The sequence below is a fragment of the Sphingobacterium thalpophilum genome (assembly GCF_038396785.1).
Taxonomy (GTDB): Bacteria; Bacteroidota; Bacteroidia; order Sphingobacteriales; family Sphingobacteriaceae; genus Sphingobacterium; species Sphingobacterium thalpophilum_A.
The window spans coordinates 1,794,825-1,807,363 of sequence record NZ_CP151087.1 but is presented as its reverse complement, the minus strand read 5'-3'; the positions used below and the strand labels follow the sequence as shown (position 1 = coordinate 1,807,363).

11 protein-coding genes are annotated in these 12,539 nt (G+C 35.6%); 6 read left to right on the top strand and 5 right to left on the bottom strand.

Features of this window, described 5'->3' with window-relative positions:
* Positions 1-56 precede the first annotated feature (56 nt).
* From AACH28_RS08180 to AACH28_RS08165, 4 genes are all read right to left on the bottom strand, one after another.
* Positions 57-587 (bottom strand): hypothetical protein, encoded by a 531-nt coding sequence (locus AACH28_RS08180; RefSeq protein WP_341832691.1) that lies wholly within the window; start codon positions 585-587, stop codon positions 57-59.
* Positions 588-862: 275 nt separating this feature from the next.
* On the bottom strand, positions 863-1,741 hold the full coding sequence (locus AACH28_RS08175) for a hypothetical protein (RefSeq protein ID WP_341832690.1): 879 nt from the start codon (positions 1,739-1,741) through the stop codon (positions 863-865).
* Between the two features lie 301 nt (positions 1,742-2,042).
* Positions 2,043-2,603: a plasmid pRiA4b ORF-3 family protein gene (locus tag AACH28_RS08170; RefSeq protein WP_341832689.1), complete on the bottom strand. Its 561-nt coding sequence runs from the start codon at positions 2,601-2,603 to the stop codon at positions 2,043-2,045.
* Positions 2,604-2,873: 270 nt separating this feature from the next.
* On the bottom strand, positions 2,874-3,419 hold the full coding sequence (locus tag AACH28_RS08165; protein ID WP_286778368.1) for a YcxB family protein: 546 nt from the start codon (positions 3,417-3,419) through the stop codon (positions 2,874-2,876).
* An 86-nt stretch (positions 3,420-3,505) separates the two neighbouring features.
* On the opposite strand from AACH28_RS08165, the gene AACH28_RS08160 reads away from it, so the two are divergent.
* Genes AACH28_RS08160 through AACH28_RS08150 form a run of 3 tightly spaced genes read left to right on the top strand, consistent with a single transcriptional unit; the run spans position 3,506 to position 5,469 of the window.
* Positions 3,506-4,057: a DUF1016 N-terminal domain-containing protein gene (locus AACH28_RS08160; protein ID WP_341832688.1), complete on the top strand. Its 552-nt coding sequence runs from the start codon at positions 3,506-3,508 to the stop codon at positions 4,055-4,057.
* On the top strand, positions 4,032-4,544 hold the full coding sequence (locus AACH28_RS08155; RefSeq protein WP_286778366.1) for a hypothetical protein: 513 nt from the start codon (positions 4,032-4,034) through the stop codon (positions 4,542-4,544). Before AACH28_RS08160 ends, AACH28_RS08155 begins: the two co-directional genes overlap by 26 nt.
* Before the next feature lie 55 nt (positions 4,545-4,599).
* The gene (locus AACH28_RS08150) at positions 4,600-5,469 is read left to right on the top strand and encodes a nucleotidyltransferase domain-containing protein (protein ID WP_286778365.1); all 870 of its coding nucleotides are present in this window, start codon (positions 4,600-4,602) and stop codon (positions 5,467-5,469) included.
* Here AACH28_RS08150 and AACH28_RS08145 read toward each other — a convergent pair whose 3' ends face one another.
* Positions 5,470-5,715, bottom strand: coding sequence for a helix-turn-helix domain-containing protein (locus AACH28_RS08145; RefSeq protein ID WP_286778364.1), 246 nt, complete (start codon positions 5,713-5,715; stop codon positions 5,470-5,472). It lies immediately after the preceding gene.
* 493 nt (positions 5,716-6,208) lie between these two features.
* On the opposite strand from AACH28_RS08145, the gene AACH28_RS08140 reads away from it, so the two are divergent.
* The 3 genes from AACH28_RS08140 to AACH28_RS08130 all read left to right on the top strand — a co-directional run bounded on the left by AACH28_RS08140 (position 6,209) and on the right by AACH28_RS08130 (position 12,534).
* Positions 6,209-7,879, top strand: coding sequence for a TlpA family protein disulfide reductase (locus AACH28_RS08140; RefSeq protein WP_341832687.1), 1,671 nt, complete (start codon positions 6,209-6,211; stop codon positions 7,877-7,879).
* 97 nt (positions 7,880-7,976) lie between these two features.
* Complete coding sequence (locus AACH28_RS08135; protein ID WP_341832686.1) at positions 7,977-11,171, top strand: SusC/RagA family TonB-linked outer membrane protein; 3,195 nt, start codon at positions 7,977-7,979, stop codon at positions 11,169-11,171.
* A gap of 10 nt (positions 11,172-11,181) precedes the next feature.
* Positions 11,182-12,534: a RagB/SusD family nutrient uptake outer membrane protein gene (locus AACH28_RS08130; protein WP_286778361.1), complete on the top strand. Its 1,353-nt coding sequence runs from the start codon at positions 11,182-11,184 to the stop codon at positions 12,532-12,534.
* The last annotated feature ends 5 nt before the right edge of the window (positions 12,535-12,539 follow it).

The window sequence follows — 12,539 nt, the reverse complement described above, 5'->3', positions numbered from 1 at the left end:
GTATTACGCATCGCTTCAGTTCTATTATTTTCCCGTCATCCGGATTTGTTACTTTGTTAACCGATCAGATTTCTGAGGCTTGAAAATATAGATTCAAAAATTTTGCTCAAGTCCAAACCCTGAGAATGGTTGAATAGAAAGAAAACAATAGCCAGGGCGATGGCCGTCATAATCACTTTTTTAAACATGTAAGCGATTCCTAATACGACTGCAGGAATAATTAAAAACATCAGCCCGCTAATGGCAAAAGGAGAAAGGCCACTGTCGCTCTTGTAGATATAAAATAAACGTCCTTTGGAAGTTTGCTGATTTTTATGACTGAAAAATACGAAGGTGGACGACTCAATTTTCTGATTTGGGACAGCAACCCCATCGTGAAATTGCAGTGGCTGAGAGAAACCGTTGATTGTAAATAGGTAATTGCCATTGATGGTCTCATTGGTGTTTCCAAGTGAATCCAATGCAACTACAGCCAATTTTCCATTTTTGGACAGGTTTTCCTTTACGACAAAGTTTTGGATATTTTGCTCTTGAGCAGCAGCCCAAAAAGGTATCAGTAATAGAAAAAATATAATCTTTTTCATCATTTTATTGTTATTCAACTCGCTATTTTCCCTTCTTAGGGCCTATTTATGCAGCGTTATGATCGTTTGAATAGATCGGCTGGCATTGCACACGGGATCCGATTTTCTTCAAATGAGACTGCAATTTTAGGGATTTTAATTTTCTTTTGAAAATCTTTAACTATGGGAATGTTGAAACCCTTATAAATAGGTTCGTGAGTCTTTAAAATCGATTATGTTTCGAAACATTATAAGTTGGAATTATTCCCTATGAAAGTGCTAGTTTCTATGCGTATTTTTTAGTTCTTTGAAAGCTCTGCGATCAATTGTAATCTCACCGTTTCATTTAGAATGCCTTTTGGATCATCAATAGTTATTTTTCCGAGGATATCTTTCTTGACGGAAGCTCGATTTCCTTTATTGTCACTCGCATCATAATTTCCTAAAATATCCTTTCTAACTGAAACTCGATTTCCGCTATTGTCTTCAATCGTTTTACCACCTAGAATATCAGTTCTCACTGTGGTACGTTGACCATTATTATTATCGATAGTGAGATTATCAAGGATATCTTTTGTTACCCTAGTTGAATTACCCTTGTTATCACGAATTTCCAGATTGCCTAAAATATCTTTTGATATCGTTGAGCTATTGCCTTGATTATCTCGAATATCGACGCCGCCTAAAATATTTTTGGAGACAGTTTTGACGTTTCCTTTTTCATCATGTATTTCTAAATTACCATGTATATTTCTAAAAACTGTAGATGGACTTCTGTCTAAATCAGGAATATCAAAATCGCTGTTGCTATTTTTTCTGACAGTAGTTTCATTTCCATTTCCATCTTTTACGACAATATTTCCTGAAAAGTCTTCTTTTATGGTGAGTTTAATACCACTCTTACTTACAGTTGTATATTCGCCCAGACTACCTCGTTTAAATTTAATGGTTCTCCAGGTATCTGAAAGAATAACATCTCCCCAAGTATCGGTTTCTATTTTTATAGCGTTTTTATCTAACCCATCTGAAATAGCCATTTTAATCATATACTTTTTTATATTGTCAGAAGGAGGATCGGACGATATTTGGGTATGCTCTTTGGCTGTTGAAAGTTTGGCTTCTGACGTTAACGTAACGAATAGCAGTGAAAAACCGAATAGATAATATATGCGTTTCATTTGACTGTGATTTAATGTTAATATACGATTTTTTGTGCTACTTTCATTATATTTAAACATTAAGTGAATTAATTGATAATACTTTAGATAGAACGTTTAAGCACTTAAAATACATAGACGGTAATTAGTAATCTGGTTGTCAATTTTTATTGGTTATACGTTCGGTCAATATAGTCAGCTTAGTAGGTATGCTCAATTGCGAACGCAAGGCGTTCGCAATTGAAGTGGACACAATATCGGTTATTGATGGGTAGCACCGTGAATTTTATATTGATAAATAAAGAGCTACGGAACTTTGTCACTATACAGCTGCTACTCTCTTTTTTGCAGCTTGGAGATCAAAGTAGTTTGGATCCCATTTTTCACCCTCTTCTACACCAAGCCAGGTTCGCATTTCGCTATGTTCTTCATGATGTATATCCTTCATGACATCCTTTACATTTTGATACCCCCAGGTACTCCCGCAATCTTCCGGTGGACAAGCACCTTTTCCCTCCAGTAACTCCGCTTTTAATACATGCTTGTCTATGATGTCTTCAATGACAATGTGGTGCGTCCAGCTATCACCAAAATCGTAGATGTAGGTAAACTTTAGCCCTGTCTGATTTAAAATGTCTTTCAATATTAACATTTCAGCATCTTCGGTATTTCCTTCGTCCCAATCTTCGTCGATTATGGCAATCTCAGGATATGATCCAAAACCTTTCGGAGAAAATTGATAAAGGTGATAATTTTGCCAGCCAAAAGCTTCTTGTATCACGTGATGTAAGCGATCAAATGTGAAGTAATCAGGAACCAATAACTTTCGCCAAACTGGTGGTTTTGTTATCCCTTTAATCTGTATTTTTAATTGTAATAGCATATGTATTTATTTTATTTTTCTTTTCTTCACTAATAAAAGAACTCATAATAGCTGTAATTCTTGTAATCCCACGCTCTCAGATACCTAGTCTAATAATATAGTTATTCCAATGTATTTAGCTTATCTCCCTGATTTGGGATATTCTAATATCGCTTCCTATTCCATTGTGTGTCAAAATATACATATAAGGCAATTGTGCATATGCAGATGAAATGGTTTTTCATATTAGTAAGGCTATTTGTCAGAAAATTAGAAGTATTTTGATCCGGTTTATTTCCATTGCCAATTTTCATCGCGAATATACCTGATCTCCGCGGAAGAAGTAACTTCTTTTAATTGTTTTATAAGAGCAGGAATGTTCTCTATTCTTTCTTTTGGAAGAATAATAGATTGTGCTTTATTTAATCTTATAAATATGTGAGAGGGTATTTCGTATATCTCTTCAATCTTTTTGATCATTATTCTACCCTCACTGCCTTCATCTTTAAATACGATATACTCATTGTTTAATTCAATTGTAGCTCTTTTCCCTTCTATGCCAATATAATTCTCATTAATGAAGGCTTTGTAATGATTAATGTAATGCCTTCTTTCCCATACGGGATACAAGAAGAACCATAATATCCCAGTAATGGCAAGAATTGATGCAACAGCATATTGTGTTTTCATTGCCCATAAAAAGGATAATAAAAGAAAGAGGATAAGAAAAATTGTTTTACTTCGTTGACGTTTTTTTTTAACTCGTTCAGATTTCGAAGCCAAAAAAAGTTGATGAATTAGGTAATCATTTTTATCGATAGGATATTCTAATCTCATTGTCTGTTCAATATTATGGCCAATAGTATCTAAAAATAATACATTAATTTCATTTAAAAAAAACTTCGAATTAAATATAGCGCAGATTGGATGAAAATATCCCTGATAAAACAATTATGTTGTCCGATCAAACTTTAGTATCCGATATAAAGGCAATTATTGCACAGTCCAAAGATAATGCGATTCGTGCTGTCGATCATCAGCGCACATTGATGTATTGGCATATTGGCCAACGTATTTTCGAACAGGAGCAGGAAGGCAAGGATCGAGCTGATTATGGAAAATATATCATAAAATATCTTTCAGCGGAATTACAGCCTGAGTTTGGTAGTGGTTTTTCGTATAGGCAACTGAATTGGTACCGCCAGTTTTATCGCACTTTTCCAATTGTGTCTACACTGTGGACGCAATTGAGTTGGAGTCAATATAAGCTACTTTTAAGTCTTAATAGCGAGGAACAACGGGAGTTTTATATTGCCGAGACAATAAAGAATAATTGGACAGTCCGACAGCTTGAACGACAGATTAACACGAATCTATACGAACGCCTGCTTCTTAGTAACGATAAGGAAAGTGGATTGGCTGTAGCAAAAAAGGAAAAGCTGCCTTCGGATGCGAAGGAGATTATTGCGTTATGAGTTTAATAGCTATAAAATATTAGATCAGGATGAGTCAGCATTGCGCGCAAACGACAATCCGTTTTCAGTGGTTGTGTTGACGGCATTATTGGCGATTCTGAACAAAGATTTGACAGACCAGCAGCTTAGGAATATGAAACATGACCTCTATCAGGAAATGCTGCATTGCAAGATGGATAAGGAAACGCGACAGGGATTGTATGATTTTTTAGCCTACTATGTAAGCTTTGATAATCAGGATAGTTTGGTTATATTTGAACAGGAATTAAAAGAAAAATTAGGAAGGAGTGATATCATGGGTACTCAAGAATATTTATTGGATAAGGCAGAGCGGAAGGGGATTGAAAAAGGTATGCGAGAAGAGCGGGCTAAAGGAGATGCTGAGAAAAAAGCGTCGGCGATAAAGATGTTACAAAGTGGCTTTGATGCTAAGATGATAGCAGATATTTTGAACCTTTCTGTTGAAGAAATCGAAAAGCTGAAATAGTAGCTTTCCTTTTAATATGCTTGCCCCAAATCCCTAAAATCTGTACCTTTATCCTATGAATACCCAATTACCTTCATCATTACCAAAGCATAAATTAAAGGAGATCGAGGCGATCAAACAAGTTATTGCCGAGTTTGTGGATCCGGATATGATCATTTTGTACGGAAGTTATGCTCGTGGTGAGTATAAAGATCAGGTATACTTGAAAGATGGTATACGTTACTTTTACATTAGCGATTATGACTTGATTATTGTTACAAATAAAACCAATATAAAGGAGTACGAATTGGCTAATGAGCTGGAAAATAGAATCTCTGCGAGACCTGATATCAACTTCTTTATGTATGATATTGACTATGTGAATAAGGAATTGGTAACGGGTAATTTCTTTTTTGTTCCTGTGTATTTCGAAGGAGTGATATTATATAATAATGGCAATAGTATCTTAAAAAAGCCTAAGCCTCTATCCATCGAACAGATCAAAAAGAATATCAGTAGCTATTACGATTTTTGGATAGGTAATACTAATGAGTTTTACGAAACTGCACTTGAAAAGTTAGAAAAGACAATTAATGGTAAAACTAGATCTGGATTAACACTTTGGTTTTTATTCCAGACTTTAGAATCTATTTATAGCGCACTTCTATTGGTTTTTATGGGCATTAAACCCAAGCTTCATAATTTGTATAAATATCGGAGGTCTGTCAATATGATTTCAGCTGAACTTAATGCAATTTTCCCCGAAGTGAAAGATAGTAATGAAAGAAGGCTTTTTGATGTATTAAATAGAGCTTATATAAGCGGGAAATATAAAATGGATTTTGAGGTGTCACTTGAGGACCTGAAAGAAATCAGCTCAAGATTAGCGAGAATGATTAAAATCACAGATCGTCTTTGTATGGAACGAATTGAGAGCTTTCAATAATTAATTTTCGAAGTTTACTAGATCAAACAAACTAATTTCTAAAGCTAAAGCCAAAGATTTTAATGTTATTAAAGAGGGGGAGGATTCTCCTTTTTCTATTTTATGAATATGACTATGATCTATACCTGAGATTTGATCAAGCCTCCGAAGACTGATTTTTTTGCCAATCCTTATCTTTTTACCTTCCCTTATGTCTTTAAGGTGCTGGCCAAAATCTTTCGAAAATTGTATTTTATCAAACATCATTTCTCAAAAGACAATAAAATATAAAAACATTTTGTAGTGTTATTTGAATACTTAAATGTATTCTGTATATTTGTGGCAGCAATTATAAATATTAAACTCTTCCTCATTCTGAAGCCTGAAAAACAAAATGAATAGAGGAAAGCATGGATATTAAAACCTTAAAACTTCGTAAGAAATTCATAAAATCTGATGCCAGTTTTTCAGTGCTCAGAATTGAGTTAAAAGCAACTCTAATTTCTAGAGATCGCTTTATGTCTATCCAATCTTTTTTGGGTTGGATAGACTTTTTCCGGCGGAAAATGAAACCTCCAGAGTAGGAGGTATTATTAAACACTCTTTTTTACCTCCGATACAGAATTAATCAATTATTTACAATAATTATACTGCCGCAATGTTGCGGTATATACGCCATTTTACTAATTCACAGAGGGTAGCGAGATAGCTGTTAACGATACGGCTCTCAGCAATCCTCTGTCTCAAATATAACCTTAAAATGAAACAATTTTTTAAGAGTGGGAGGGAATTGTTCCTTGTAAAACATTCTTTCCATCAAGAACAAAATAAATTAGAAATCCAAAACCGGTTGTCTATTAAATTATCGTATCTTTTTAACCTGGTCGTAGTAGGCTTTCAGTATGGATATCATATACTTAAGATATTAAAAAGAAGCCATTTAAACTCTCTCTATTTGATCTCAAAAAATGGACAAAACTTTTCTTCGGACTTTCATCTGAACAGTATTGTAAATTCACTGTCAACGAGCAGTTTTAATCTTAAAAGAATATTATTTATAGCGATTTATTTATTATCTATTTATGCTGTAAGTGGGCAATCCATGACACAGTTACCAAGTGGACGAAACAAACCTAATGAAATTGTTGCTATAAAAGCACTTAAAGTAGGAGATACTGTCCCAGATCGTTTACTTAAAGCAAGTTTAAGCATATTTGATAAGACGGGGGCTGAAAGTAATATTACACTCGATGATTTTAAAGAAAAGGTAATTGTAATAGATCTTTGGGGGACATGGTGTACTTATTGTATAAATAGTTTCCCTCATCTATTTCATCTACAGAATAGATTTCAAGGTAAGATTAAGGTCTTACCAGTAGTCAATCAATCAAGAGCGCGCGTATTGACAACTCTTAATAAAAGTCCTATAAAGAATATTACCGGTTTTGTAACGGCGATTGATAGTACTTTCGGAGATTATTTTCCGACTATGGGCTTTCCTCATGTGATTGTTATAGCAAATACAAGAGTTGTTTCAATCACTCTCCCAGAATATCTCACTGAGGAGGCAATTGAAATGCTTATTGTTCATAATAACCCCTACATGCCAATTAAGAAGGACGATGCTATTATGAATAGTTCTACTGTATTGTCGTCTTCATTCAAAGATGTGCGACAGTATCAACCATTGGCATATCGTACTATTCTAGGTTTTCAAGATGGATTGATCAGTAATGTTCTTTTAAAAAGGGATACGAATATGACGAGATGGTTGATACCCAATATGGATATGATGTCTTTATTTGAAATAGCCTATTTTGATTATAATAAGGAAAGAAGTGATTTTGTTGGGCTGGCAAACTTTCCTAATAGACGTATCATACTAACACCGGAGTTGATAACTCAACTATTGCCCAGACCCTTGGGAACTTATTCCAGAGATGTTAGGTTGGATGTACAACGTAAATACTATTATACGTATGAAAATTTGGCAGCACATAATGTTTCTGATAAGCAACTAAAAATTCAATTGGCTGAGGATCTTGATAATTTTCTTAATGTTAAATCAAGACTTTTGATGATGCCAATGGAGTGTTATATGATTGCGGGAAAGCCTAATCTTACTTCGAATATTGACGAACCCGTCGATAAAAATACATTTCTTCGTTATCTCAATCATCCATCGTTTAAACTGCCACCTGTACTCATAGAGAAAGGCTTGTACAAGTTGCCGAAAATTAGTTTGGAAGATCGTCCTTATAGTTTAGACGAAATAAAAAAGATATGCGAAATGCATGGACTTAAAGTGTATGCACAAATTTGTAGAATTCCAATGCTTATGTTCTATAAAGGAGCTTTTCCCGATGTAAGTAAGCTTGGGAAACTTGAGCTTGATACTTATGGGTATATACCTGCTGTTGAAAAGCAATAGCACAGATTGGCTTATAGAAAACAAATCAAATATATAATCAATTGTTTAAAATCATAAGAAAATAATTTTATACATGAAAAATATGCTGTTTTTCCCCATGTTACTATTATTGATAACATGGAATCTTCAGGTACGTGCCCAACACGGGGCCGAATGGCTTTATCAAGGGGTGATACGAGATTCAACTGGAAATGGTATTGCTGATGTGAACATTAAAATAGCTGCAGACGGGCGGATTATTAAAACGGATGATAACGGTAATTACAAGATAAATTCTAATCTCGACAAAATACGGGTAGAAATCTCCCATGTTAATTACAAGAGTCTTATAACAGAATTATCTAGCAAAGATGTGAAGAAAATACTGATTTTGTCTTCAAATACTGCTTTGATAGATGAAGTGCTTGTTTCTGGTTATCATTCACTTCATAAAACTAGAAGTGTAGGTAGCTATGAAACAGTTAATAAGGTGCTGCTGGATAGGACTGCTAGCTTTGATGTGCTGTCAAAGTTAGAATACCTAACCACAGGAACCTTTTTTGATCGTTCAGAATATTCGTTTAATGATAATGGTAAACCTATTGAACCTAAGATATTTATGCATGGTGTCAGTACCTTGCGGAAGGCCGGCCTTGGAGGTAGTAAACCATTGGTAATTGTCGACAATTTTCCTTATGAAGGAGATATCAATCTTTTAAGTCCAAATGATATCGAGAGTGTGACTCTCCTGAAAGATGGTGCGGCTTCTGCGATATGGGGAGCAAGAGCTGGTAATGGCGTTATTGTATTAACCACAAAAAAAGGTCGATTTGAAACGCCTTTGCAACAAGAATTTAAAGCGTCAATACGAATGGATACGAAACCTGACTTGTATAGTCATCGGGTTATTTCTAGTGGCGATCTGGTTTCCGTGGAGCGTTTTCTGTTTGAGAAAGGATATTTTAATGGAAAACTAACTAGTAATAGTCGACCTGTTATATCGCCAGTGGTTGAACTATTAGAAGCTAACCGTAAAAGGGTTTTAGATGATGAAGCGCTAGCTGCAGGAATTAAGCCTTATCAACATACAGATGTGCGTGAAGACATGCTTAAATATATGTATAGAGGTGCTGCTTTACAACAATATAATTATTTAGTTAGGGGAGGAGCGGACAAACTAAATGGCATGGCACAAATAGGATACGATCGGTCTCTAGCAAGTTTACGCAGCGATAAAACCAATCGGATTAGCAGCCAATTAAGTATCGAAGCCAAGCTTAATCAAGTTGTGAATCTTTCCGGTAGACTGATGTACAATGAACTGAAAAATACTAGTGCGCTAGCTACGGATTTCTATTCTGATAATGGATATCCATTTCCTTATTTAAAATTGAAAGAGGGAGGAGAAAATCTCGCTGTTCCCTATAAATATCGACTTTCATATATAGATACTGTTGGTGCTGGAAATCTGTTAGATTGGAAATACCGCCCGCTTGATTATATTGATGAACCACCTCTCGTAACAACCAGTAGAAACCTGCTCGCTGATCTTGGTCTTCAACTATTTCTATTGAAGGGACTTACGGCTGATCTAAAATATAGATTCAATTCTTATGATAGGAAAAAAGAGGAACGCTATTTTATAAATACCTTTTATGCCCGCGATCTAATAAATAGAGGAACACAGATCAGTAATGGGAGTTTAATTTACAATTTTCCTTACGGAGGTGTACTCAGGCAACAGGATGGCTTTTCTAAAGAACGAAATTTCCGGATACAGCTAAACTATAAAACGGATTTTAAGGGGCACAGTGTATCTGCTGTAACGGGGGCGGAATGGCGGAACAAAGATGATGGTTCTATGGGTAATATACTCTATGGTTATAACCCTGAAAATCTTTCTTTTGTTTCGAATATAGATTTCAGTAAACAGTATCCAACTTTTGGCGGACTTGGTGGCAACAATACAATTCCCTTTAACATTTATCCCAACACCGATATTACCACAAACTTTGTCTCGCTGTACGGGATCATGGATTACGCATTCCAAAACAGATATTTATTGTCAGGAAGCGTACGCAGGGATGCATCAAACTTATTTGGTGTAGAGACGAACAATAAATGGACACCTTTGTGGTCGATAGGTTTTGGCTGGAATCTGCATAATGAAAAATTCTTCAAAAGCTCTGTGATTAATTTTCTAAAGTTACGAGGATCGTTGGGTTATAGCGGAAATGTGGATAACAGTATGAGTGCCCTGACTACTATACAATATTTTGGTTATAATAATTGGAGTGTGCCTTATCCTATGGCGAGGATAGTTAATTTACCCAATAAGGAACTTAGATGGGAGAAGTTGCGAAATGTCAATGTTGGAATCGAATTTAGCGCATGGAATAATTCGTTTTCCGGAAGTATTGATTACTATAATAAGTGTACTTTTGATCTTTTCGATACTAAGCCATTGGATCCAACTTCGGGTGTAAGTTCCATGGTTCTGAATGCTGCCAACACTAAATCGAGGGGGTTCGATGCAAATTTGACACTCAAAAAGAATTGGAGGGATCTAAACTGGGTAGGCAATCTATTATTTTCTTATAATAACAATTGGATTGTCAAAACATTAACGGATCAGCAATCGCCCACCTCTTATGTGCTTAGCGGTGGGATCTCAAATCTGCCGGGAGACATGGTATATAGTCTTTACGCTTATAAGTGGGAAGGTTTGAATAGTGAAGGTAAGCCGCAAGGATTACTAAATGGTGACAAAAGTACCGCATATTGGGATATAATGGGTAGCAAGACATTGGATGTGCTCCAAAAAATGGGCTCTGCACGTCCCCTCTATTTTGGGAGTTTTAGAAATACGTTCAGCTATAAACAATTCAATCTTTCTGCAACAATAAGCTATCGCTTAAAATACTATTTTAAAAGAAGGAGCATAAGTTATCAGTCTCTTTTTGGGAAATATGATGGTCATGTAGATTTTTATGATCGATGGAAACAGCCTGGAGATGAATTGTTAACAGACGTACCTGCGATGGTTTATCCACTGGATGATGGAGCGGATTTATTTTATAAGGATGCTTCCGTTTTGGTCGAACGTGGAGATCATATTAAGTTACAAGATCTCCGATTTCAGTATAATATGACATTGCCTAGTAGATCCAAAATTAAATCGTTTGTCTTATTTATTGTGGGGGAGAAATTAGGTTTGCTCTGGAAGGCTACTAAAAAAGATATAAACCCAGAATATTTCGGAAATATCCCAGCTCCAAGATCTATTAGTATGGGAGCGACACTAACATTTTAATAGAAGAATTATGAAAAATATACTATCAACAAAAATGGTAATTGGTATTGTTATGATGTTGATGTTGGGATGTAACCAATTTCTAGAGGAAAAATCTGATATGTCATTGGCTACGATTAGCTCAAAATCTGATCTCTATGCCCTCATGGACTATACTGTTGTAATGAATCAAAGCTATGTAGCAGCGGTCGGCGATATTGCTTCGGATGATTTTTTTATATTGGATAAACAATATATGGGAATAAGTCAGCTGTCTGACAGGGCCATTTATATATGGGATAGAAAGCCTTTGGCCGATTGGTATTGGGTGTCCTATAGTCGTATTCTTAATGTTAATACCGTACTTGAACACCTTGATAAGATTCAGCTTGATCAAAAGGATCGACGAAATTTGGAGGGAATGGCTTTGTTTTTTAGAGCGTATAGCTATTTTGATTTAGCGCAGATATATGCACCGGCCTATAACCAAAAGACAGCCGAATTAGTCTTGGGACCACCAATGAAAATGAGTACTGATGTAAATGATAAGCCCATAAGATTATCTCTAAAAGAAACAATGAATCTTATCATTGCCGATCTAAAATTAGCATCTGATTATTTGACTGATCAGAATGTGACGTATCCAACTCGACCTAATAGAAATGCAGCATTGGGCTTACTTTCAAGGGTATACCTTGCGATGGGGGATTACGAACAGGCATTAGCCACTTCAAACCGAGCTTTAGAATCTTATGATCAACTTATGGACTATAACCAGATCGATCGTGATAAAAAATATCCATTTGAGAGATTTAATCCCGAAGTATTGTTCTTTTCTATTCATGCGGCCGAAAATCTTTCAAGAGAGTCAGTTCTCCGAATTGATACGGTGCTGTATGATAGTTATACAGATAGTGATTTACGTAAAACGCGATTCTTCTCGAAACAGGCTGACGGCTATTTCGCATTTACTGGAGATTATTCGGGAAACTCAAATGCACAAAAATTTAATGGGATAACAACAGCAGAATTGTGGTTGACAAAAGCTGAATGTGAGGCCAGACTAGGGCAATTGACGCTTGCTAGTAAAACCATAAAATTTTTAACGGACAAACGATATAGTAGTACGGTGGCTATCGAGCCTTTTCCAGCAGCACAAGATGAGCTTCTCAAATTCATCTATGCAGAACGAAGAAAGGAACTTCTGCTACGCGGAATAAGATGGATGGATCTGAGAAGACTTGAAGATAAGTACATTGGGAAAAAGGAGATTCGGAGAATAATTGAGGGAAAAATATATAGTATTGATTTAAATGAGGTTAAAAATTTCACCTTTCTTTTTCCGCAAAAAGTGATAGAGATGTCTGATATGGAACAGAATTAATGAGC